Origin of the sequence: Agrobacterium sp. T29 (assembly GCF_006970545.1) — a bacterium.
Lineage (GTDB): Bacteria > Pseudomonadota > Alphaproteobacteria > Rhizobiales > Rhizobiaceae > Agrobacterium > Agrobacterium leguminum.
In genome coordinates this window covers 2,479,262-2,502,255 of record NZ_CP040640.1, presented here as the reverse complement: position 1 = coordinate 2,502,255, position 22,994 = coordinate 2,479,262, and the positions used below count along the sequence as shown (strand labels likewise).

The window sequence follows — 22,994 nt, the reverse complement described above, 5'->3', positions numbered from 1 at the left end:
TAGGCATCAATTGACAATAGGACTATTCCACCCAATTCGGGCCATGGTTTGACCGAAATACGGCAGCCCATGTGAAAATGGCTGCCTAAATGGTTACCATTTTTAACCCCTGCTTTTGCCGTTGGCAGCGCTCGTCAGAGAATCGGCGGGCGTAATTCCGCGCTGCCGTCTTCCGGTTCCGCTGCGCATCGAAGGCTTGTCAAACCTTTCCCGGAATTCCCTGTCCCGTGCGCCATGCCGGTGCAAAGACTTGCAATTTCGCCCTCTCAGGCTCACACTGTATGGATGATTTGGGTGGAATCGGAGGTATTGGATGACCGATCAACCGGATGTGCAGCAGGTGCAGACCGCTTCACGTGACAATTCCACCGTTATCGATCTCCGCGAATATAAAAAGAACAAGGACCCTTTGCCGGTCACCTTTCACCGCCGCGAGCTGGATGCGATCCTGCGCATCTATGGCCGCATGGTGGGAGAGGGCGAATGGCGTGACTACGCCATCGATCATCTGAAGGAAAAGGCGGTGTTTTCCGTCTTCAAGCGTTCAGGTGAAATGCCGCTTTTCAGGATTGAAAAAAACCCCAAGCTGGCTGCGAAACAGGGCGCCTACTGCGTGGTGAATACGGATGGCCGCATTCTCAAACGTGGGCATGAGTTGCCGCAGGTTCTGAAGGTCTTCGACAAGGTTTTGAAGCTCATCGAGTGAGCTTTCGCAAAAGCGGACTGCCTGCCTCTGGCGGATAAGGGTGAAGAATCTTCCCAAATAAAAAGGCGGCCGAAGGGCCGCCTTTCGTATGTCTGGCAATCGAACTCTTAACCTTAGTCGTCGCGGTTTCCGAGGAACTGCAGGAGGAAGGTGAAGAGGTTGATGAAGTCGAGATACAGCGTAAGTGCGCCCATGATGGCCTTGCGGCCAGCGACGGCAACATCGTCAGCATCGAAATACATTTCCTTGATCTTCTGGGTGTCGTAGGCGGTCAGGCCTGCGAAGATCAGCACGCCGATCGCGGAAATCGCGAACTGCAGGGCGCCGGAGCCAAGGAAGATATTGACGATGGAGGCAATGATCAGGCCGAACAGACCCATGATCAGGAACGAACCGAAACCGGAAAGATCCTTCTTCGTCGTATAACCGTAAAGCGAGAGCGCGCCGAACGAGGCAGCGGTCACGAAGAACGTCTGCACGATGCTTCCTTCAGTATATCGCAGGAAGATCGACGACAGCGAAACGCCCATCAGAGCAGCGTAAACCCAGAAGGTGGTTTGAGCGGCGGAAACGCTCATGTTCTGGATACGGAAGCTAAGGAAGAAAACCAGTCCGAGCGGAGCCAGCATAACGACCCAGCGCAGCGGTGACGCATAAACCAGGGCGCCGAGGGAGGTCAGCATCTTGCCGTTCGGCAGCGTGGCAACCGCCGCTGCGGGATCACTTGTCGTCGCGAGCATGGCAAAGCCAAACGCTGCAACGCCGGTGATGACCAGAGCCAGCGCCATCAGGTTATAAACCTTGAGCATATAGGCGCGAAGACCTTCATCGATCATCGCACCAGTCTGAGCACGGTTCTGCGCCATGCGGTTCTGGTAGTTATTGAAGTCAGCCATTGTTTCCTCTTTTGAGCTCCGTGATTGCTACGGTGTCGGGATACCTCCCGGGCGCCGCTGCGGAGCTTCAGCAAGCCTGCTGAAGAATATGATGGCAGAACGTGTTCTATACAAGGCCTTTTCCCATCGAAAAGACACCATATGCGCGAAAAGCGCTCACGTTTTGGCGATCATTACAAAGAATTAATCGTTAAAGTTAAGCGGCGCACAACCGACGATCATTCACCTGCCTGCCGGAGAACCGGGGCCGCTTTCTGCCCGAGAATCCGCCATGTGCCGATGAGACCGATGCCCACCGTCATGACGAGGGCGACGACGAGCGTTCCGATCGCCACATCCGGCAGGAAGCTGGAGGGCAGCTTCATGATGCGGGCGATCACGAACCATGCGGAGACGCCGCCGGCGAAAAGTGCGAAGACGGCGGTGGCGAGGCCGAGCATCATATATTCGTAGGAGAAGGCGCGGATGAGCAGGTTTCGTGTGCCGCCCAGCGTTTTCAGGATAACCGCGTCGTGGGTACGGGCGCGGTTTCCGGCGGCAAGAGCGCCGGCGAGAACCAGGACGGAGGCTATCAGGGCGACGGCTGCGGCGGCGCGAATGGCGGTGGCGAGCTGGCCGACGAGCCGGTTGACGACGTCGAGCGCATCCTTCACGCGCACGCTGGTGATCGTCGGGTAGGCGTTGGTGACGGCGCGCAGGATACGGCCTTCGTCGGCGGCGGTTGCGGAAGGGTCGGCGAGTGTCGCCAGCCATGCATGCGGCGCGCCGCGGAAGGTATTCGGCGAAAACACCATGACGAAATTGATCGACAGGGATTCCCATTCGACATTGCGCAGATTGGCGATCCTTGCCGTTATGCTGCGGCCGAGCACGTTGACGGTGACCGTGTCGCCAATCTTGAGACCAAGTTCCCCGGCTTCCTCGGCCGCGAAGGAGACCAGCGGCTCGCCGCTATAGTCCGGTCCCCACCAGCTTCCTTCTGTGAGAGTCGCGTTTTCGGGAATATCTTGCGAATAGGTGATACCCCGGTCGCCGCGCAGCACCCAGCGCCCGGCCGGAGGCACCTCCATTTTCGTGACATCCTCGCCGTTGAGTGCCAGGATGCGGCCGCGCAGCATCGGCACTTCGGTCAGCGCGCCTTCAGGCGCTTCCCGTTTTAGAAGGTCGCGGAAGCCCTGAAGTTCGCTGCCCTGAATATCCACGAAGAAGAAATTCGGTGCGCGGTCCGGCAGGCTGTCCGTCAGTTCGCGGCGCAGATTGCCGTCGATCAGCGTGAGCGTCACGAGCAGGGTCAGGCCAAGGCCGAGGGAGAGGACGACCGAGGGGGTGAGCGCACCCGGCCGGTGAATATTGCCGATCGCCAGCCTGAGCGCAGCCGAATGAACGCGCGGACTGCGCTTGGCGATGGCTTTCACGCCGGAGGCAACGAGCCGCAGCACCACAAAGGCAAAAGCGATGGCCGCGAGGAAGACCGAGGCGATGAAGCGGTCTTCCGCCGAGAGGATGGCAAGGGCGGCGAGCGCCGCCAGAAGCAGGCCGGTTGCGGCCAGATAGGGCCAGGACGGCCAGCTGCCCTCCTCGAAACCCTGTTCGCGGAAAAGCGCCGTTGCCGGCACTTCGCGCGCCTGGCCGAGCGGCACGATGGCGAAGGCGAGCGTCGTCAGGAGGCCGAACAGGGCGGCGAGGCCGAGAGCGCCGGGATAGAAGGCAAGCTCTTCCGGCACGGGCAACACGCCCTCCAGAAACCGCATGGCGATGAGGGGCGCGACGGCGCCGACCACGAGGCCGATGACAATGCCGACGGCGGCAATGAAGGCGATCTGGAAGAGATAGGTCATGGTGACCACCGAGGCCGGCGCCCCCAGGCATTTCAGCGAGGCGATGGTGGTGCGCTTGGAATCCAGAAACGCGCGAACGGCATTGGCAACGCCGACACCGCCGACGATGAGGGCGGTGAGGCCTACCAGCGTCAGGAATTGCGAGAAGCGATTGACGTTTTCGGTGAGTGATGGGGCCGCCCGGTCACTGGTGCGGATGGACCAGCCGGCATCGGGAAAGGCCTTGTTGGCCACATCGGTCATCGTTGACCGTGCCGAAGGATCGTTCAGCCTGATCTTGTAGGCATGCTCGACCAGACTGCCGTTCTGAACGAGGCCCGAGGCGAAAAGGGCGTCGCGGCTGACCATCAGTCGTGGAGCAAAACCGAAACCGTCGGAGAGAGCATCCGGCTCGTCGACCACGGTGCCGGTCAGTTTCAGCTTCACATTGCCGAGCAGGATTTCATCGCCGACCTTGACGCCGAGCCGTTCCAGCAGAAGCGGCGCGGCAATGGCGCCATAGGTGTCGCCGTTTCCGGCCAGAAGCTCGCTCAGCGGTCGGTTCGGCTCGGCAACGAAGGTGCCATAGAGCGGGTAAGCGCCATCGATAGCCTTCACTTCCGTCAGGGTCTGTTCGGACCCGTCGGCGAGGCGCGCCATGGAGCGCAGCCCGGTGGAAACCGCGACGGTGCCGAGGCTGTCTAGATAGGCCCTCTCTTCCTGTGTCGCTTCCCTGTTGCGCAGTTCGAAACGCACATCGCCTGCCAATATGGACTGACCTTCCGTGGCGATGGCGCTGGTGACCGCGCGCGAGACGGAGTTGACGGCGGCGATGGCGCCGGTTCCAAGCGCGATGCAGGCGAGGAAAATGTAAAAGCCGCGTAACCCGCCGCGAATTTCGCGCCGCGCGAGCCTTGCGGCGTTTCTGATATTGGCAAGAGACGGGATAATGGATCCGGTCATGCCGACACCGCCCGCGCCATATGGGAGGTGGCGCTGTCGCCCTCTATCTCGCCGGAGCGCACCTTGATCTGGCGTGAGCACCGGGCGGCAAGCGACGGATCGTGGGTGACGAGGATCATCGTCATGCCGCGTTCGGCCTGTTTGGCAAAGAGAAGATCGGCGATCTGCCTGCCGGTATCGGTATCGAGATTGCCGGTCGGTTCGTCAGCAATCAGCACGGCCGGTGAGGGGGCAAGCGCGCGGGCGATGGCGACACGCTGCTGTTCGCCGCCGGAGAGCTGGCCGGGATAGTGGTTGAGGCGTTCGCCGAGACCGACGGCGACGAGCTCGCGTCTGGCGATCTCGAAGGGGTTCGGGGCGTTTGCCAGTTCGAGCGGAACCGCAACGTTTTCCAGCGCCGTCATATTGGCGATGAGATGGAAGGACTGAAAAACAATGCCGATATTCCGGCCGCGGAAATCCGCCAGTGCGTCCTCGCCGAGCTTGTGCAGTTCCGTGTCGGCAATGATGATTTCGCCGCTATCGAGCCTCTCGAGACCGGCAAGCACCATCAGAAGCGTCGATTTTCCCGATCCGGAGGGGCCGACGATACCAACCGCCTCGCTCTCTCCGATTGAAAGATCGATGTTCTTGAGAACGTGAACGGAGGCGGCGGCATTGCCGAGCGTGAGGTCGGCTTTCTTCAGCTCTATGATGCTTTTCGTCACAATTCTCGTTCCTATATAGGGTGATGAAAACGGTCTGGCGGTCGATGCGGTCGGTATTTCAGACAATGGGAACCAAGTTAGGAAAGCCGTGATGAGATTTAAAGCTGCCCTGTTTCACTTCATCGTCATTTTTGCCGCCGCCTTTTCCGCAACTGTTGTCATGGCTCAGGAGCGGACATTGCAGTTGGTCGGACTCGGCGACAGCCTGATGGCCGGCTATCAGCTTCCCCCCAACGACAGCTACACCGCACAGCTTGAGGCTGCATTAAAGGGCAAGGGCGTCAATGTCGCCATCGCCAATGCCGGTGTGTCCGGCGATACCTCTTCCGGCGGTCTGGCGCGGGCGGAATGGTCGGTTCCCGATGGCACGGACGGGGTCATCCTGGAACTCGGCGCCAATGACGCTCTGCGCGGAATTCCCCCCGAACAGACCGAAAAGAACCTCGATACCATCATTTCCGGTTTTCAGAAACGCAACATATCCGTGTTGCTGGTCGGCATTATGGCGCCGCCGAATATGGGCGATGATTATGCCAGCCGCTTCAATCCGATCTTTCCGAAGCTCGCCGAAAAATACAACCTGCCGCTTTATCCCTTCTTTCTGGATGGCGTGGTGACGGATGATGCGCTGAAGCTGGACGACAAGATGCATCCCAATACCAAGGGTGTGGCGATGATGGTCGAAAAATCTTTGCCGGCTGTTGAAAGCTTCATCACGACAATCGGTGCGCAAAAAAAATAAGCACTTGCGCCCGCCTGCATTGCGTGATTCGCTATGCTTGTTCTGCCAAGAGATTCGGGGAGCTCGCCATGCCGAGACTGTTTACCGCCCTCGAAATTCCGCGCAATGCGGCTATGAGCCTCTCATTGTTGCGCGGTGGTCTGCCGGGAGCCCGGTGGATCGATGTGGAGAATTATCACATAACCCTGCGTTTTATCGGTGACATCGACGGGCGGACCGCCGATGAGGTCGTGGACAGGCTGGACCGGATCGAAAGGCCGGAATTCCAGCTCAGTCTCACCGGTATGGGGTCCTTCGGTTCCAAGAAACCGCATTCCATCTGGGCCGGGGTTTCTCCCTCTCCGGAAATGCATGCGCTTCAGGCGGAAATCGAGCGGATCTGCCAGAGGATCGGTCTCCCACCCGATCCGCGCAAGTTCATGCCGCATGTCACGCTGGCGCGGTTGCGCTCCTCCCGCGTGGACGATGTGGTGCAGTATCTTTCCGGACGCGGCAACTTCCGCACCTCGCCCTTCACGGTCGGCCGTTTCGTGCTGATGTCGTCGAAGGAATCGGTGGGCGGCGGACCCTATATCGTTGAAGAGGCGTTTCCGCTTCACGAGGCGCGGTCCAGCTCCATCTTTTCGAGCAACGATCTGCATCCTGCCAAGAGCATGTTGTAGACATTGAGGAACCCGTCTTCGGCCCCGTAATAGGGATCGGGGACGTTCTCGCGGCGGCCAGTGACATAGTCCATGAAGAGATGGATCTTGTGCCGCTGCCTTTCCCGGCTCGATTGCAGCAGGTTCGCCAGATTGTTTTCGTCCATGGCGAGTATCAGGTCGAAGGTCTCGAAATCCGCAGGGGTGACCTGTCTCGCCCGCTGCCGGGAAATATCGACGCCATGCCGTTGCGCCATGGCGATGGATCGCGGATCGGGTGCGTCACCCGCGTGCCAGCCGCCAGTGCCGGCGGAATCGATGGTAAGCCGATCAGACATGGCCGCGCCGTCGGCAAGGTGTCTCAAAACCCCTTCGGCCAGCGGTGAACGGCAGATATTGCCCATGCAGACAAAAAGAATAGCTGTATGTTTCATGGAATATGCGTCGATCCGGTCGTTGAAGCGTTAATGGGTCTCAAGCGGAGGCAAGTTCATGAAATATCCCAGACTCGAGCCGGACGCCATCCGGCAGGCCCTGTCGAAACTCGAGGGCTGGTCCCTGCGTGAGGACGGAGCGGCTATCGTCCGTTCCTTCAAGTTTTCAAGTTTTGCGGAAGCCTTCGGTTTCATGGCCGAATCCGCACTTGTCGCGGAAAGGCTCAATCACCATCCCGAATGGTCCAATGTCTATTCGCGGGTCAAGGTCTGCCTTACCACCCATGATTCGCAGGGTGTGACGGAGCGGGATTTTCTTCTGGCCGAGGCCATGCAGAAGGCGGCTGCGGGCCGAAGCAATTGAACGGCGGACCTTAAATCCCATATAATAGCCGTGACCGGAGGACCGTCGATCATGGATGATGTGAAAATCGGTGAAATTCTTCTGCCGGGTGAAACCGACAGGCAGCAGGAGCGCGAGACTGTGGTGAGGGCGAAATTCTGGCCCAAGCTGAAGCGTGTGATGTCGAAGGTGCCTTTCGCACGCGATGCGGCTGCTGCCTATTATTGCGCGATCGACCGCGATACGCCGCTGCGCGCCAAGGGTATCATTCTGGCGGCGCTCGCCTATTTCATCATGCCGATGGATGCCGTGCCGGATGTGCTGGCCGTTATCGGATTCACCGACGATATTGCCGTCATCACGGCGGCGCTCGCCATGATCCGCGCCCATATCAAGATGGAGCACTACGAGGCGGCTGACGCCATGCTGAAACGGCAGCAGGAAGCCGGGTAACGCCTCTGTGATCTGCCTGTTCGGGTGAGCCAGACGGGCGACAAATTCTTGCCTGAATTTATGTGTCATACACACGGAGGAAGGGTGTTCCGCGCCCTTCTCCTCAGGGCGTCGGGAGTCGCCAATCTGTAACACCGCAAGACGCTTCCGGCATTTTATGCGTGTTGTTGACGGTTTGGTAACCGCTTCCCGACCACAATGAGAAAAGACGATCCGCACCTGAACGTGGCCGATCCAGAAACTGGGCTCGCCGATGCTTCGGGCCAATGGAAGACAATAACCCGGCAGGAAATTCTATGTTTGTAAGAAGTGTAGCAACCGCAGCGGCCATTTTGCTGACCAGCGTCGGCGTAGCATCTGCACAGTCGCCCACGCGCATCCAGCAGTTCAATGCATGGGGTGCCTATTCGTACAAATCGGGCAACAGCACCGTCTGCTACGTTCTTTCCATTCCGACCGCCAAGGAACCGGCAAGCGTCGATCACGGTGATATCTTCTTCATCGTCTCGCAGCGTCCGGGCCAGAACATTTCCTATGAGCCGCAGGCCATGGTGGGTTATCCGCTGAAGCAGGGCTCCAAGGTCAATGTGACGATCGACAACAAGAACTTCGTCATGTTCACCAAGGACAAGGCCGCCTGGGTTGAAAACGCCGCTGAAGAACCGGCACTCGTCGCCGCCATGAAGGGCGGCAAGTCGATGACCGTCAAGGCAGTTTCCGGCCGTGGCACCGCGACCTCCTATTCCTATTCGCTGTCGGGTATTTCGGCGGCTCTCAAGCAGATCGAGAGCTGCAAGTAACCCTGACGCTTTTTCGCATTCAACGATGGCCGGTCATTGACCGGCCATTTGCGTTTTTGCTTGTTTGATGCTAAAGGCGCGGCAACATTGACAGGCGGATGCGCGAAAAGTGCTCCGCCTTTGATTTTCTCGACATGCAGACGATTTTCCGCCTATCCGACAGGCTGGTCGTGCGATGCATGGAATGGTGGGATAGCGTGATGTCCGTAATGCAAGCCCCTGCCGGCCTGGCAGTCAAAACCCCGCTGATCGCCAATAGCGATCTGATGTCCGGCAAGCCGTCGCTGATCGGCCTGACCCGTGAGGACATGGGTGAGGCGCTGGCCGAAATCGGCGTGCCGCAGAAGCAGGTGAAGATGCGCGTCAGCCAGTTGTGGAACTGGCTTTATGTGCGCGGCGTCTCCGATTTCGACAATATGACCAACGTCGCCAAGGAGCTTCGCGAGAAGCTGAAGGCGGCCTTCACCATCGCCCGCCCGGAAATCGTCGAGGAGCAGATATCCAATGACGGTACCCGCAAATGGCTGATGCGGTTCCCGCCGCGCGGTGCGGGACGTCCGGTCGAAATCGAGACGGTTTATATTCCCGAAGAGGGTCGCGGCACGCTGTGCATTTCGAGCCAGGTGGGCTGTTCGCTGACCTGTTCCTTCTGTCACACCGGCACCCAGCGCCTTGTGCGTAACCTGACGGCTGAGGAAATTCTCTCTCAGCTTCTGCTGGCCCGTGATCGGCTCGGTGATTTTCCCGATGGTTCGACGCCGGTTGGCGCTTATGTGCCGAGTGAAGGCCGCAAGGTCTCCAACATCGTGATGATGGGCATGGGCGAGCCGCTCTATAATTTCGAGCATGTGAAGACCGCGCTTCTGATTGCCACCGATGGCGATGGCCTGTCGCTCTCCAAGCGACGCGTCACGCTCTCCACCTCGGGTGTGGTGCCGGAAATCTTCCGCACCGGCGATGAGATCGGCGTCATGCTGGCGATTTCGCTGCATGCGGTGCGTGACGAGTTGCGCGACATGCTGGTGCCCATCAACAAGAAATATCCGTTGAAGGAACTGATCGAAGCCTGCCGCAGATATCCGGGCCTCTCCAACGCCCGGCGCATCACCTTCGAATATGTGATGCTCAAGGACGTCAATGACAGTCTGGAAGACGCCAAGATGCTGGTGCAGCTTCTGAAGGGGGTTCCGGCCAAGATCAACCTCATTCCGTTCAACCCGTGGCCGGGCACGAATTACCAGTGCTCGGACTGGGCGCAGATCGAGAAGTTCGCCGATTTCATCAATCAGGCAGGTTATGCCTCGCCGATCCGCACGCCGCGCGGCCGCGATATCCTGGCGGCCTGTGGCCAGCTGAAGTCGGAATCCGAGCGCATGCGCAAGACCGAAAGGCTGGCTTTCGAGGCGATGATGATCGCCAACCACGGCGCAGACGACTGAATAAGCCGGTTTTGCCTCATAAAGCTGGGTTTCCGGCGGTTCTCCGATTGATTTCGGCCTGTCTTGTTCCTAAGAAGACGAAAACAGGGAACCAACAGGAGGATATCCATGCGCGCATTCATTCTGGCTCTCGCCGCTGCGAGCGCCATTGTTCTGCCGGCGAAGGCTGAAACCGTCACCGTTGCCGTGACCGCCATCGTCGAACATCCGGCACTCGATGCCGCCCGCGATGGCGTGAAGGCTGCCCTTGCCGAAGCGGGGTACAAGGAAGGTGAGAACCTCAAGTTCCTTTACGAATCCGCGCAGGGCAATCCCGGCACCGCAGCACAGATCGCGCGCCAGTTCGTTGGCGAGGCACCTGCTGTCATCGTGCCGATCTCCACGCCGTCCGCCCAGGCCGTCGTTGCCGCCACGCGCGACATTCCGGTTGTCTTCACGGCGGTTTCCGATCCGGTCGGCGCACAGCTCGTCAAGGATATGCAGAAGCCGGGCCGTAACGTCACCGGCCTTTCCGACATGTTGCCGGTCGGCGAACATCTGGCGCTCATCAAGGAAATCTCGCCGAACGCCAAGTCCATCGGCTTCATCTACAATTCGGCCGAGGCAAACTCCGTTTCGACACTCGCTCTCTTGAAGACCGAGGCCGAGAAGGCGGGTCTCAAGGTCGTTGAATCCGTCGCCACCAAGTCGGCTGAGGTGCAGGGTGCGACCCGTGCGCTGGTCGGCAAGGCCGACGTGATCTACGTTCCGACTGACAACACCATCGTTTCGGCGTTCGAGGCGGCTGCCGGCGTTGCGTCTGAAGCCAAGATCCCGCTTTATGCCGCCGATACGGATTCCGTTGCTCGCGGTGCGGTTGCTGCCCTCGGCTTCAACTATTTCGACGTTGGCAAGCAGACCGGTGCCGTCGTTGTCCGCATCCTCAAGGGTGAAAAGCCGGGCGATATTCCGGCAACCGTTGCTGTTGGCACCGATCTCGTGATCAACAAGAAGGCCGCTGAAAAAGCAGGCGTCACCTTCCCCGAAAGCGTTACGAAGCGCGCCACCAAGGTCATCGACTGAACCGAAACCTGACTGAATAACGGGCGGCGGCAAACTCGCCGCCCGTTTTACGTGGCACGAGACGGTGCCCGTATCCGCCCGATGGCGGCAATAACAAGGACATTACCGTGAGCCAAATCGCCTTCTGGGGTGCCGTGGAGCTGGGACTGGTCTTCGCTTTCGTGGCGATCGGCGTTTACCTCGCTTTCCGGGTGCTTGATTTTCCTGACCTGACCGTGGACGGTTCGTTTCCGCTTGGCGCTGCCGTGGCTGCCGTGCTGATCATCGCCGGTCTGAATGCCTGGGTCGCGACGGCGATTGCGATGGTGGCCGGTGCGGCTGCCGGCATCGTGACCGCCACACTCAATGTGCGTTTCAAGATTCTGAACCTGCTTGCCTCGATCCTGACGATGATCGCACTGTTTTCGGTCAACCTGCGCGTGATGGGAAAGCCGAATGTCGCGCTGCTCAATCAGGACACGATGATATCGCCGTTTTACGGCCTCGGTCTTTCTGAATATCTGGTGCGGCCGCTCTTCGTCGGCGTTTTGGTGCTGATTGCGGTCATTCTCGTCTGGCGTTTCCTTGAAAGCGATGCGGGTCTTGCCATGCGCGCGACGGGTGCCAATGCGCGGATGGCGCGGGCGCAGGGCGTCAAGACCGGTAGCCAGATCTATCTTGGCATGGCGCTTTCAAATGCGCTTGTGGCTCTTGGTGGTGCGCTGTTTGCCCAGACCAATGGTTTTGCGGATGTGACTTCCGGTGTCGGCACCATCGTTGTCGGGCTTGCGGCCGTCATCATCGGTGAAACCCTGTTTGGCGCGCGCGGCATCCTGATCGCGCTGATCGGCTGTGTCTTCGGCTCCATCGCCTATCGTCTCGCCATCCAGCTTGCTCTGTCGAGTGATGTGTTGGGTCTCAAGGCGTCCGATCTCAATTTTGTAACGGCGGTACTGGTGGCCATCGCATTGATCCTGCCCCGACTGCGCCGCGGGGGAGCAACATCGTGATTTCCCTTTCCGATATCCAGGTCATCTTCGGGCGCGGCACGCCGCTGCAGAAGCAGGCGCTCTCCAAGATCGATCTCACCATCGACGATGGCTCCTTCGTCACCGTCATCGGCTCCAATGGCGCCGGCAAATCGACGCTGCTCGGCGTTCTGGCGGGCGATGTCCTGCCGACGGCGGGCAAGGTGATGATCGGCGGCGCCGATGTTACCCGCAAACCGACCGCCAGCCGGGCGGGACGGGTGGCGCGCGTGTTTCAGGACCCGCTGGCGGGTAGCTGCGGCGCGCTCACCATCGAGGAAAATCTGGCGCTGGCGGCGTCGCGCGGCGAGCGTCGCGGCCTTCTGCCGGCGCTTGGGCGCGGCCGTCGGGATTTTTTCAAGGAGCGTATCGCTTCGCTCAATCTCGGGCTGGAAAATCGTCTGAAGGACCGTATGGATCTTCTGTCCGGTGGGCAGAGGCAGGCGGTCTCGCTTGTCATGGCGACGCTGTCCGGCTCGGATGTGCTGCTGCTCGATGAACATACGGCAGCACTCGATCCCGGCATGGCCGAATTCGTGATGGAGCTGACCCGCAAGGTCGTGTCGGAGCGCAAGCTGACGACGCTGATGGTCACCCATTCCATGCGTCAGGCATTGGATTATGGCACCCGCACGATCATGCTGCATGCCGGTGAGATCGTGCTCGACGTCTCCGGCGATAGCCGCAAGGATCTCGAGGTCGAGGACCTGATCGACATGTTCCGCAAGATACGCGGCCAGAAGCTCGACGATGATGAGTTGCTGATCGGTTGATTGTAAAAAGGCGCCGTAAGGCGCCTTTTTTGTTTGCCGTCAGCGCGCCTGCGTGAAGAAAATCTTGACGGCAAAAAGCGAAAAGACGCCGGCGATCGTATAATCCAGTCCGCGTAGAATTTTCCGGTTGCGTTGCAGCCAGGCTGAGAGAACATCTGCGGCGACCACGATGCCGATGCCGATCGGCAGCGCGACGATGATCGACCAGATGCCGAGAAAGATCAGCTTGCCGGTCACGTGCGGGTCGGATGCGCTGACGAATTGCGGCAGGAAGGTCATGAAAAAGATGATGATCTTCGGGTTCAGCAGGTTCACCCAGATGCCGTTCAACAGCGCCGATTTCAGGGAGGATTGCGCTTTTTCGCCGGTGCTTTTCACCATCACGAAATCCGAGCCCTTGCGGATCGCCTGAATGGCGAGCCAGACCAGATAGGCGGCTCCGCCGGTCTTCAGGATCATGAAGGCGGTCGGCGAGGCGACGATAAGGGCGGCGACGCCGAAGGCGACGAGCATCGTGTGCACGGTAATGCCGATATTGGTTCCCAGAAGCGTCATGAAACCCGCCGTCCGGCCCTCGCGCAGCGAGCGGCTGATCCACAGCGTCATGTCAGGCCCCGGCGTCACCGCCAGAAGCAGAATGGCGATGGTGAAGGCGATCAATGTTGGCAGGCCTGGAACGAAATCCATCGCGGCACCCGTAAAATCTGGAGGTTGCCGTGCTTAACGCGATTTCGCGCTTCTGCCAATGTTTTTGAGCGCCAATGCATCGGCGCGAAAAGCCGCCGCAACGGTTACATCGCGGCGGCCCGGAACATTCAGTTTTTCAGGAAGCTGGTGAAGGCGGCGGAATATTCCGTGTGCCAGCGCGACAGCGGAGGGCGGTTCTGGACGATGTCATAGGCCGCCCAGAGAATGCGCTTTTCATCCGTCGGGCGGTCCACCTCGCCATCCGGGCAGAGAATGTAGAAATCGCCCCGGCCGATGCTTTCGACCATGAAGTCGACGGTCTGTTCGCCGGTCCATGCGCCTTCTGGCTTTTCCGTTCTGCCATGGGCTGTAAGGCCTGTGAAGACGAAGCCGGGGATGAGGAGATGGGCGGAAACTCTACCATTTGGAACATTGCGCAACTCGTGTTGAAGCGCTTCCGTGAAGGTTTTGACGCCCGATTTCGAGACATTGTAGGCGGGATCGCCGGGAGGCGTGGTGATGCCCTGTTTCGAGCCGGTATTGATGATGAGCGCCGGCTCGCCATGGGCGATCATGCTCTGGCCGAAAACACGGCTGCCGTTCACGACGCCCATCAGATTGACGTTGATGATTTTTTCCCAATTGGCCTGCGGGCCGAAAATGGCGCTGCCGGGCTGGATGCCGGCATTGTTCATCAGAACGTGAACGCGTCCGAAACGCTGGATCACGGCGCGCTCCAGCGCCTCCAGTTCATCGAGTTTGGATATGTCGGTCGGGATGGCGACGATCTGCGCTTCGCCGTCCTTGGCGACGGCCAGAATATCCGCATGGGCTGCGGCAAGCCTGTCGCCGTCGAGATCGACGAGCACGACACTCATGCCGAAACCGGCGAATTTGCGGGCGGCGGCAAGTCCGATGCCGGATGCCGCACCGGTGATGACAGCGACATTATCTTCCTTGAATGCAGGGTGGATGGTCGTCATAGGTTTCTCCTTCGCGTCGTTTCGGCTGTTTCCAGCGGTTTGCAACGTTGCCTGAACCTGAGTGGCTTCATTCACGGTCTTCAAGTCGATCGCGCCGCTTATGATAAAGCGCGAATTTTCATAATGCATGTGACAATTGCTTCGTTCCCATCGATGCGACCGGTCATCGCCCGCTGTCGTACCCGCCCATCAATTGTTTTGTCGCTTATCTCACGGAAAAGCGCTTCACACATTTCGGGTTGCACTGTAAAAGTGCCGAAATCCCAAGGAAATGGCGGTGTCCCAATGCCGTCATCATGCAGATGGACATCACTATGGCACTTCCGAAAGACGTTAAGAAAGTCGTTCTCGCCTATTCCGGCGGCCTCGACACCTCGATCATCCTGAAATGGCTTCAGACGGAACTCGGCGCGGAGGTCGTGACCTTCACCGCCGATCTCGGCCAGGGCGAAGAACTTGAGCCGGCGCGCAAGAAGGCCGAGATGCTGGGCATCAAGGAAATCTTCATCGAGGACGTCCGCGAAGAGTTCGTGCGTGATTTCGTGTTCCCGATGTTCCGTGCCAACGCCGTTTATGAAGGCGTCTATCTGCTCGGTACCTCCATTGCCCGTCCGCTGATTTCCAAGCACCTGATCGAAATCGCCAAGAAGACCGGCGCCGACGCCATCGCCCATGGCGCCACCGGCAAGGGCAACGACCAGGTCCGTTTCGAGCTTTCGGCCTATGCGCTGAACCCGGATATCAAGATCATCGCTCCCTGGCGCGACTGGACGTTCAAGAGCCGTACCGACCTCTTGAACTTCGCCGAACAGCACCAGATTCCGGTTGCCAAGGACAAGAAGGGCGAGGCGCCTTTCTCGGTCGACGCCAACCTGCTGCATTCCTCGTCCGAGGGCAAGGTTCTGGAAGACCCGGCACAGGAAGCACCGGAATATGTGCATATGCGCACCATTTCCCCGGAAGCCGCGCCCGATAAGGCAACCGTTATCAAGGTCGGTTTCCGCAAGGGCGATGCCTGCTCCATCAACGGCGTTGAAATGTCGCCTGCGACGCTTCTTGCGACGCTGAACAACTATGGCCGCGAAAACGGCATCGGCCGTCTCGATCTGGTCGAGAACCGCTTCGTCGGCATGAAGTCGCGCGGCGTTTACGAGACGCCCGGCGGCACCATCCTGCTTGCCGCGCACCGCGCCATCGAATCCATCACGCTTGACCGGGGTGCAGCCCACCTCAAGGACGAGCTGATGCCGCGCTACGCCGAGCTTATCTATTACGGCTTCTGGTTCTCGCCAGAGCGCGAAATGCTGCAGGCCCTGATCGACAAGAGCCAGGAACATGTGGAAGGCGAAGTGACGCTGAAGCTCTACAAGGGCAATGTCATGGTAACCGGCCGCGAGAGCGCCAAGTCGCTCTATTCCGACGCGCTGGTGACCTTCGAGGACGACCACGGCGCTTATGACCAGAAGGATGCGGCAGGCTTCATCAAGCTCAACGCGCTGCGTCTTCGCACGCTCGCAAAGCGCAATATCAGCAAGTAATTCTGCTGGAATGGAAATGATGGAACCCGCTGGCGGCGACGCCGGCGGGTTTTTTCATGTCTCTCGTCTGGAGACGATGCGGAAGCCGATATAGCTGGCGATTGCGGTGAATTCCATCACGGGGATGATGATGCCGAAGCCGGTCAACGGCGAACCGATAAGCGAGGCTGCGGCGCCGCCCGCAAAACCAGACCCCATCTGAATGAACCCCATCATCGCCGATGCCGAGCCGGCAATATGTGGGAATGGGGCGAGGGCCGCCGTCACCATGGATGGCGTCAATAAGGCGATGCCGACTGTTGCGACCGCCACGGGTCCCATGATCGAAAGAAAGGATGGCGGTATCAGGAACACCGACAGCAGGATAAGGAGACCGCCTGTTCCCGAAAAACAGAGGCCGAGGACGACCGAACGGCGGTCACCCAGCCGCGGCGCGATATAACGCAGGGCGATGGAGCCGAAGAAATAAGCGCCCGTCTGCATCAGCATGCCGATGCCGAAGGCGGTGGGTGTCATGCCGACCTTATTGATGAGGATGAAGGTCAGCATGGTCGCCTGAGCATAAAGCGCGCCGATGGAACCGCCGAGCACCAGTGCGGCCAGAAGAAAACGCGGCTCGGTGAGCAATGTCCCATAGGCCGACAGGAGGCGGTGCGGGCGGATCAGGTTCTTGTCCGGGCTCGTCGTCTCGCGCAGGAAGACCACGACGGAGAAGATGGCGATGGCCCCGAGGCCGGCCATGAGGAAAAATACCGATTGCCACCCGAAAGCCGCAAGCGAAAGCCCGCCGATGGTCGGGCCCATGGCGGGGCCAACGGCCAGTATGATGCCAATGAGGTTCATGATGCTGGAGGCTTCGGCGCCCGTGAATTGATCGCGCACGATGGCGCGCGCCACCGTCATGCCGACGGAGGCGCCAATGCCCTGAACAAGCCGGGCGAAGAGCAGCACTTCAATTGTTGGGGCAAAGATCGCCAGCAGTCCACCGCCCAGAAAGATGGAGAGGAAAACGAGGCTCGCCTTTCGCCGACCGAAGGCGTCGGATGCCGGGCCGGCGAGCAGTTGGGCGATGGCGAAACCGGCGAAATAAAGCGAGAGGCTGAGTTTGACGGCGGATTCCGTGGTGGAGAAAACCCGCGTCAGTTCCGGCATGGCCGGTGTGTAGATCGCCATGGAAATCGGCGCCAGCGCCGTCAGCAACGCACCGAGTATGGCCGTGCGCTTTCTGGACATGATCGTTTCTGGCGACATTGCGATCAGCAGCTCTGCCCCGGCTGTTCCGGCTGGAGATTGTTGCGAAGGGTCTGCAGGAAGCTGCGGAAAAGCGCGACTTCTTCTTCGTTCAGGCCCTGCGTGGCGTGACGGACGAGTTCATCGATTTCCTGGCGCACGGCTTCCAGCATGTCGGTGGAGTTTTTTGTCAGCACGATGCGCTTGGAGCGCCTGTCCTGCGGGTCCTGCTGGCGTTCGATGAGATCGAGAGATTGCAGCTTGTCGAGATAGGCGCAGATCGTCATCGGCTCGATGCCGAGCCGGGCGGCGATATCCGACTGTTTGCTGCCATCAACGACGGCAACCGTCAGCAATGCGCGCGCTTCGCCGGGCGTCAGGCCCAGTCCGGCTTCAGAAATTCGGCGCTCAAACGCACTGTTCAGCAGGCGTGCGCCGCTGTTCAGTAAAAATGCCAATGAGTCTTTTTCGCGTTTAGTGCCCATGCTTCGCCTTTTCGTAAGTCAGCCTTACTAAAATCCCGGCGATAATCAATGGCGCATAAATCATATTGTTGAAAATCGAGTAAAGTATGTGTCAGTTCGATTGCGTTACGGTCGGCAACATAATCGAAGATTGTTACGCCAAAGCAAAGAAGATCGGACATCCCGCGTTTTATTTCATCTGCCATGCCGGTCCATATCGTCGGTCAAGTCCCTTACACAGGTCACCTGCCATCGGTATCCGGCGTCTGCGCCGGCAGTCGGGGCAAAAGCAAAAATCAGGTCGCAACCAATCTTCCTTACACCAAAGTCCGGCATTGAATTGCCGGTGGAGGCGTGCCCATATGGGCTTAAACCGGAATTGTACAAGGAAGATGAAATGCCATCCAAGACCGCGCTTTATCCCGCACTCGTTGACTGGAACGGCCACAATGGTCTGCCGAAATTCGATGCGGTCAGGGATGAGGATTTCGCTCCGGCCTTCGATGCCGCCCTTCTGTCTCACGAACAGGAAATCGATGCGATTGCCGGCAATGCTGAGGCCCCGAGCTTCGAAAACACCGTGACCGCGCTCGAAATCGCCGGAGACGATCTTTCGCGCATTTCGGCGCTGTTCTGGAACAGGGCAGGCGCTAATACCAATAGTGTAATCCAGGCGCTGGAGCGGGAGATCGCGCCGAAACTGTCGCGGCACTATTCGAAGATCGGCATGAACGAAGCGCTGTTCAAGCGCATCGATACATTGTGGGAAAAGCGCGGAACGCTTGGGCTGACGGGTGAGGAGAGCCGCGTTCTCGAGCGGCACTGGAAGGGTTTCGTGCGCTCCGGCGCCAAGCTGCCGAAGGACCGGCAGGAACGGCTGGCGGCGATCAATGAGGAGCTTGCCGGTCTCGGCGCGAGATTCGGGCAGAATGTGCTGGCGGATGAAAAGAACTGGAAGCTTCTGCTTTCCACGGAAGAGGAACTTGCCGGCGTTCCCGGTTTTCTTCGCGACGCGATGGCGGGTGCGGCCCGTGAGCATGGCGAGGACGGCAAATTTGCCGTCACCCTTTCCCGTTCAATCATCGAGCCTTTTCTGACCTTTTCCGAACGCCGCGATCTGCGCGAGCAGGCCTTCAGGGCCTGGGTGGCGCGCGGCGAGAATGGCGGCGAGACAGACAATCGCGAGATCGTCCACCGCACGCTCGAACTGCGCGAGGAAAAGTCAAAGCTTCTCGGTTACACGAATTTCGCCGCCTACAAGCTTGATGACACGATGGCGAAGACGCCCGATGCCGTGAACGGACTTCTGGGGCAGGTCTGGGAAAAGGCCGTGCGCCGTGCGGGCGAGGAAGAGGCCGAGCTGGTCGCCATCATCGCCGAGGAGGGCAGGAATCACGAAGTGCTGCCCTGGGACTGGCGGCATTATGCCGAAAAGCTGCGGGCACGGAAATTCAGCTTCTCCGAGGCCGAATTGAAGCCCTATCTGCAGCTCGAAAAGATCATTGAGGCCTGCTTCGATGTGGCCGGGCGGCTGTTTGGGATTCGGGCGGTCGAAGTCAAAGGCGTCGCCGCCTATCACCCGGATGTGCGGGTTTTCGAAATCCGCGACGAAAAGGGCGGTCTGAAGGCCATGTTCCTCGGCGATTATTTCGCCCGCCCCTCCAAGCGCTCCGGCGCGTGGATGAGCTCCTTCCAGTCGCAGCACAAGCTGCCCTTGAAGAACGGCACGGTCGGAGAAATTCCGATCATCTACAATGTCTGCAATTTCGCCAAACCGGCCGAAGGCAAACCGGCGCTGCTTTCGCTCGACGATGCGCGCACGCTGTTTCACGAATTCGGCCACGCGCTGCATGGCATGTTGTCAAATGTCACTTACCCCTCCGTTTCCGGAACGGGCGTCTCGCGCGATTTCGTCGAATTGCCGTCGCAGCTTTACGAACATTGGCTGACGGTGCCGGAAATCCTGGAAAAATACGCCCTGCATTATGACACAGGTGCGCCGATGCCGAAGGCGCTGCTGGATAAGGTTCTGGCCGCGCAGACCTTCAATGCCGGTTTCAGCACGGTGGAATTCACCTCGTCGGCGATTGTCGACATGGCGTTCCACACGCGGGAAAACGTGAGCGATCCGATGGTTGTGCAGGGTGAGGTGCTCTCCACCCTGAACATGCCGAAGTCTATCGTCATGCGGCATGCGACCCCGCATTTCCAGCACGTTTTCTCCGGCGATGGATATTCGGCCGGCTATTATTCCTACATGTGGTCGGAAGTGCTGGACGCCGATGCCTTTTCGGCCTTCGAGGAAACGGGCAACCCCTTCGATGGCGAGATGGCGCGCAAGTTGAAAGACAATATCTATTCCGTCGGCGGTTCCATCGATCCGGAAGAGGCCTATCTTGCTTTTCGCGGCAAGATGCCAAGCCCGGACGCCATGCTTTTGAAGCGTGGTCTGGTATAAGGCTCCGGTATAAAAGACTGTCATATTTCTGAGCTAGAACCTGAGTGCAGGGGGCTTATGACAAGGCCCCCCCTTTCGCATTTGCAAAAAAAAGGTTATGAGCGCGCCAAACTAAATTGGCGTTTCTCATCAATATAGCGCCCAACCTCAGAGATTTTGAACAATGGCACTTCGCAACATCGCGATCATCGCGCACGTTGACCATGGAAAAACGACGCTCGTGGACGAGCTTCTGAAGCAGTCCGGCTCGTTCCGCGACAACCAGCGTGTCGCCGAGCGCGTGATGGATAGCAACGATCTCGAAAAGGAACGTGGCATCACCATTCTCGCCAAGGCGACCTCGGTGGAGTGGAAGGGTGTCCGCATCAACATCGTCGACACCCCCGGCCACGCCGACTTCGGCGGTGAAGTCGAGCGTATCCTGTCGATGGTGGACGGTGCTATCGTTCTGGTCGATAGCTCGGAAGGCCCGATGCCGCAGACCAAGTTCGTGGTCAGCAAGGCGCTGAAGGTCGGTCTTCGCCCGATCGTCGCGATCAACAAGATCGACCGTCCGGATGGCCGCCACGAAGAAGTCATCAACGAAGTCTTCGACCTTTTCGCAAACCTCGACGCCACCGATGAGCAGCTCGACTTCCCGATCCTCTACGGTTCCGGCCGTGACGGCTGGATGAACGTCAACCCGGAAGGCCCGAAGGATCAGGGTCTTGCGCCGCTGCTCGATCTGGTTCTCGAACATGTTCCGGAGCCCAAGGTTGAAGAAGGTCCGTTCCGCCTGATCGGCACCATCCTTGAAGCCAACAACTTCCTCGGCCGCATCATCACCGGCCGCATCGCTTCTGGCTCCATCAAGCCGAACCAGGCGGTGAAGGTTCTCGGCCAGGACGGCAAGGTTATTGAAAACGGCCGTATCTCCAAGATCCTCGCATTCCGCGGCATCGAGCGCACGTCGATCGAAGAAGCCCATGCGGGCGACATCGTCGCCATTGCAGGCCTCTCCAAGGGAACTGTTGCGGACACCTTCTGTGACCCCTCTGTCACCGAGGCGATGACCGCCCAGCCGATCGACCCGCCGACCGTTACCATGTCGTTCATCGTCAACGACAGCCCGCTGGCTGGCACCGAAGGCGACAAGGTCACGAGCCGCGTTATCCGTGACCGTCTGTTCAAGGAAGCCGAAGGCAACGTTGCGCTGAAGATCGAAGAAGCCGAAGGCAAGGATTCGTTCTTCGTTTCCGGCCGTGGCGAATTGCAGCTGGCGGTTCTGATCGAAACCATGCGTCGCGAAGGCTTCGAGCTTGCCGTTTCGCGTCCGCGCGTCGTCATGCATAAGGATGAGAACGGCACCCTGCTGGAGCCGATCGAAGAAGTCGTGATCGACGTTGATGAAGAACATTCCGGCGTCGTCGTCCAGAAGATGTCCGAGCGCAAGGCTGAAATGGCCGAGCTTCGTCCTTCCGGCGGCAATCGCGTTCGTCTGAAGTTCTATGCGCCGACCCGTGGCCTGATCGGTTACCAGTCGGAGCTTTTGACCGACACCCGCGGTACGGCGATCATGAACCGTCTGTTCCACGACTATCAGCCCTTCAAGGGGCAGATTGCCGGTCGCGTGAACGGCGTTCTCTTGTCGAACGGTTCGGGCGAAGCTGTTGCTTATGCCATGTTCAACCTGGAAGATCGCGGCCCGATGATCATCGAGCCGGGTGAGAAGGTCTATGCCGGCATGATCATCGGTATTCACTCTCGCGATAACGATCTCGAAGTGAACGTGCTGAAGGGCAAGCAGCTGACCAACATCCGCGCTGCCGGCAAGGATGAAGCCGTGAAGCTGACGCCGCCGATCCGCATGACGCTCGATCGCGCGCTTTCCTGGATTCAGGACGATGAGCTGATGGAAGTGACGCCGAAGTCCATCCGTCTGCGCAAGATGTTCCTGGACGCCAACGATCGCAAGCGTTTTGAAAAGGCCAAGCTCGCTGTCTGAATGCGGCTTGTCGTTATGAATTTGAAAGAACCCGGCCTTGAGCCGGGTTTTTTTATGCGTTCGTTTTTATGTGTGCATGAGTCGAAAGGTGCTTGTGCCAAAGGTTAAGGATGCGTTAATTTTTATGGGTCGTCCACATGAATAGGCTGTGGGTAAGCTTGCCGGCGTTAACCTTTATGACTGGTAAGTTTCCGTGGCCGGGGCCAGAATCGCGTTATGAAAACGTTATCCATCGATGTTCGCCGTGCTGAACCGCATGATGCGCGCGCCATTTCCGAGGCGCACCGTCTGTCGTGGCAACAGGCCTATGCCGGGCTTATCCCGCATCGGCCGTTGACGCAGATGCTCGAGCGTCGTGGAGAAGTCTGGTGGAAAAAGGCAACCAAAGGCTCCGCAACCATGCTGGTGGTGGAGGTGGCCGGTGTGGTCGCCGGATATGCGACACTGGGCCTCAGCCGGGCACGCGGGCTGCCGCAGGACGGCGAGATATACGAACTTTATCTCCGGCCGGAATATCAGGGCATCGGGCTAGGCTCGCTGCTGTTTACGGAAGCGCGCAGACTGCTGACCTCGCTTGGCTGCAACGGCATCGTTGTCTGGTGCCTTGAAGACAGCGATGTGGCCAACCGCTTTTTCCGCTCTCATGGTGGTCGCGATATCGCCGAAGGCATGGAAGATTTCGACGGCAAGTCGCTTCGCAAGGTCGGTTTCGTCTGGAACTGACAAACAATGCCGGGTGATTTGGCCCCGGGTTCATTCTCGCGGCCGGCCATGCGCAATTGCGATAGCCTCAAATCCCGCATTCTGCCTTATCCGCCCAAAGCCATGTTGCAATGCGGCGACTTTCCCAGTATCGAAAACCAAATC

The 22,994-nt window shown here is 59.1% G+C and carries 23 protein-coding genes; 14 read left to right on the top strand and 9 right to left on the bottom strand.

The genetic code is table 11. The features are described from left to right. The first annotated feature begins 313 nt into the window (after nt 1-313). Nucleotides 314-706: a DUF2794 domain-containing protein gene (locus FGF54_RS12585; protein ID WP_003523170.1), complete on the top strand. Its 393-nt coding sequence runs from the start codon at nt 314-316 to the stop codon at nt 704-706. A gap of 113 nt (nt 707-819) precedes the next feature. Here FGF54_RS12585 and FGF54_RS12580 read toward each other — a convergent pair whose 3' ends face one another. The 3 genes from FGF54_RS12580 to FGF54_RS12570 form a co-directional block, all read right to left on the bottom strand. Beyond that, nucleotides 820-1,602 carry a Bax inhibitor-1/YccA family protein gene (locus FGF54_RS12580; protein ID WP_059759874.1) on the bottom strand — a complete coding sequence of 261 codons (783 nt, stop codon included), beginning with the start codon at nt 1,600-1,602 and terminating at the stop codon, nt 820-822. 218 nt (nt 1,603-1,820) lie between these two features. After that, complete coding sequence (locus FGF54_RS12575; protein ID WP_142779843.1) at nt 1,821-4,382, bottom strand: ABC transporter permease; 2,562 nt, start codon at nt 4,380-4,382, stop codon at nt 1,821-1,823. Continuing rightward, nucleotides 4,379-5,089 carry an ABC transporter ATP-binding protein gene (locus FGF54_RS12570; protein ID WP_003523174.1) on the bottom strand — a complete coding sequence of 237 codons (711 nt, stop codon included), beginning with the start codon at nt 5,087-5,089 and terminating at the stop codon, nt 4,379-4,381. Before FGF54_RS12570 ends, FGF54_RS12575 begins: the two co-directional genes overlap by 4 nt. A 91-nt stretch (nt 5,090-5,180) precedes the next feature. Between FGF54_RS12570 and FGF54_RS12565 the strand changes: the two genes are divergently transcribed. Together FGF54_RS12565 and thpR are read left to right on the top strand one after the other, a co-directional pair. Beyond that, nucleotides 5,181-5,831 (top strand): arylesterase, encoded by a 651-nt coding sequence (locus FGF54_RS12565; protein WP_142779842.1) that lies wholly within the window; start codon nt 5,181-5,183, stop codon nt 5,829-5,831. Between the two features lie 68 nt (nt 5,832-5,899). Continuing rightward, a complete protein-coding gene (gene thpR, locus FGF54_RS12560) occupies nt 5,900-6,493 on the top strand; it encodes an RNA 2',3'-cyclic phosphodiesterase (RefSeq protein ID WP_003523177.1) in 594 nt (197 codons plus the stop codon). On the opposite strand, the gene FGF54_RS12555 is transcribed toward thpR, so the two are convergent. Beyond that, the gene (locus FGF54_RS12555) at nt 6,427-6,906 is read right to left on the bottom strand and encodes a low molecular weight protein-tyrosine-phosphatase (RefSeq protein WP_142779841.1); all 480 of its coding nucleotides are present in this window, start codon (nt 6,904-6,906) and stop codon (nt 6,427-6,429) included. The genes thpR and FGF54_RS12555 overlap by 67 nt on opposite strands. Before the next feature lie 58 nt (nt 6,907-6,964). Between FGF54_RS12555 and FGF54_RS12550 the strand changes: the two genes are divergently transcribed. The 7 genes from FGF54_RS12550 (at nt 6,965) to FGF54_RS12520 (ending at nt 12,783) form a co-directional block, all read left to right on the top strand. Further along, nucleotides 6,965-7,270: a 4a-hydroxytetrahydrobiopterin dehydratase gene (locus FGF54_RS12550; RefSeq protein WP_003505045.1), complete on the top strand. Its 306-nt coding sequence runs from the start codon at nt 6,965-6,967 to the stop codon at nt 7,268-7,270. Between the two features lie 51 nt (nt 7,271-7,321). Beyond that, nucleotides 7,322-7,702 carry a YkvA family protein gene (locus FGF54_RS12545; RefSeq protein ID WP_003523181.1) on the top strand — a complete coding sequence of 127 codons (381 nt, stop codon included), beginning with the start codon at nt 7,322-7,324 and terminating at the stop codon, nt 7,700-7,702. A gap of 296 nt (nt 7,703-7,998) precedes the next feature. After that, nucleotides 7,999-8,502 (top strand): invasion associated locus B family protein, encoded by a 504-nt coding sequence (locus FGF54_RS12540; RefSeq protein WP_003523183.1) that lies wholly within the window; start codon nt 7,999-8,001, stop codon nt 8,500-8,502. A gap of 266 nt (nt 8,503-8,768) precedes the next feature. Then, nucleotides 8,769-9,941 (top strand): 23S rRNA (adenine(2503)-C(2))-methyltransferase RlmN, encoded by a 1,173-nt coding sequence (gene rlmN, locus FGF54_RS12535; RefSeq protein WP_142780236.1) that lies wholly within the window; start codon nt 8,769-8,771, stop codon nt 9,939-9,941. Nucleotides 9,942-10,049: 108 nt separating this feature from the next. After that, nucleotides 10,050-11,003 (top strand): ABC transporter substrate-binding protein, encoded by a 954-nt coding sequence (locus FGF54_RS12530; RefSeq protein ID WP_004443882.1) that lies wholly within the window; start codon nt 10,050-10,052, stop codon nt 11,001-11,003. Between the two features lie 107 nt (nt 11,004-11,110). Then, nucleotides 11,111-11,992 carry an ABC transporter permease gene (locus tag FGF54_RS12525; protein ID WP_142779840.1) on the top strand — a complete coding sequence of 294 codons (882 nt, stop codon included), beginning with the start codon at nt 11,111-11,113 and terminating at the stop codon, nt 11,990-11,992. Beyond that, complete coding sequence (locus FGF54_RS12520) at nt 11,989-12,783, top strand: ABC transporter ATP-binding protein (RefSeq protein ID WP_142779839.1); 795 nt, start codon at nt 11,989-11,991, stop codon at nt 12,781-12,783. The genes FGF54_RS12525 and FGF54_RS12520 overlap by 4 nt, the downstream gene beginning before the upstream one ends. Nucleotides 12,784-12,822: 39 nt before the next feature. On the opposite strand, the gene FGF54_RS12515 is transcribed toward FGF54_RS12520, so the two are convergent. Together FGF54_RS12515 and FGF54_RS12510 are read right to left on the bottom strand one after the other, a co-directional pair. Further along, a complete protein-coding gene (locus tag FGF54_RS12515; RefSeq protein WP_142779838.1) occupies nt 12,823-13,470 on the bottom strand; it encodes a LysE family translocator in 648 nt (215 codons plus the stop codon). Nucleotides 13,471-13,598: 128 nt separating this feature from the next. Beyond that, nucleotides 13,599-14,453, bottom strand: coding sequence for an SDR family NAD(P)-dependent oxidoreductase (locus FGF54_RS12510; RefSeq protein WP_142779837.1), 855 nt, complete (start codon nt 14,451-14,453; stop codon nt 13,599-13,601). Nucleotides 14,454-14,767: 314 nt separating this feature from the next. On the opposite strand from FGF54_RS12510, the gene FGF54_RS12505 reads away from it, so the two are divergent. Further along, the gene (locus tag FGF54_RS12505; RefSeq protein WP_003523477.1) at nt 14,768-15,991 is read left to right on the top strand and encodes an argininosuccinate synthase; all 1,224 of its coding nucleotides are present in this window, start codon (nt 14,768-14,770) and stop codon (nt 15,989-15,991) included. 54 nt (nt 15,992-16,045) lie between these two features. On the opposite strand, the gene FGF54_RS12500 is transcribed toward FGF54_RS12505, so the two are convergent. The 3 genes from FGF54_RS12500 to FGF54_RS12490 are packed head-to-tail and all read right to left on the bottom strand — an operon-like array spanning nt 16,046 to nt 17,891. Further along, a complete protein-coding gene (locus FGF54_RS12500; protein WP_210247417.1) occupies nt 16,046-17,242 on the bottom strand; it encodes a multidrug effflux MFS transporter in 1,197 nt (398 codons plus the stop codon). A 5-nt stretch (nt 17,243-17,247) separates the two neighbouring features. Then, nucleotides 17,248-17,706: a MarR family winged helix-turn-helix transcriptional regulator gene (locus FGF54_RS12495; RefSeq protein ID WP_020813564.1), complete on the bottom strand. Its 459-nt coding sequence runs from the start codon at nt 17,704-17,706 to the stop codon at nt 17,248-17,250. Further along, on the bottom strand, nt 17,664-17,891 hold the full coding sequence (locus FGF54_RS12490) for a hypothetical protein (RefSeq protein ID WP_142779835.1): 228 nt from the start codon (nt 17,889-17,891) through the stop codon (nt 17,664-17,666). The genes FGF54_RS12495 and FGF54_RS12490 overlap by 43 nt, the downstream gene beginning before the upstream one ends. A gap of 191 nt (nt 17,892-18,082) precedes the next feature. On the opposite strand from FGF54_RS12490, the gene FGF54_RS12485 reads away from it, so the two are divergent. From FGF54_RS12485 to FGF54_RS12475, 3 genes are all read left to right on the top strand, one after another. Further along, nucleotides 18,083-20,143: a M3 family metallopeptidase gene (locus FGF54_RS12485; protein WP_142779834.1), complete on the top strand. Its 2,061-nt coding sequence runs from the start codon at nt 18,083-18,085 to the stop codon at nt 20,141-20,143. A 163-nt stretch (nt 20,144-20,306) separates the two neighbouring features. Then, complete coding sequence (gene typA / locus FGF54_RS12480; RefSeq protein WP_003523483.1) at nt 20,307-22,127, top strand: translational GTPase TypA; 1,821 nt, start codon at nt 20,307-20,309, stop codon at nt 22,125-22,127. 216 nt (nt 22,128-22,343) lie between these two features. Then, entirely contained in the window at nt 22,344-22,850 is a 507-nt protein-coding gene (locus tag FGF54_RS12475; protein WP_003523484.1) for a GNAT family N-acetyltransferase, read from the top strand. Nucleotides 22,851-22,994 lie beyond the last annotated feature (144 nt).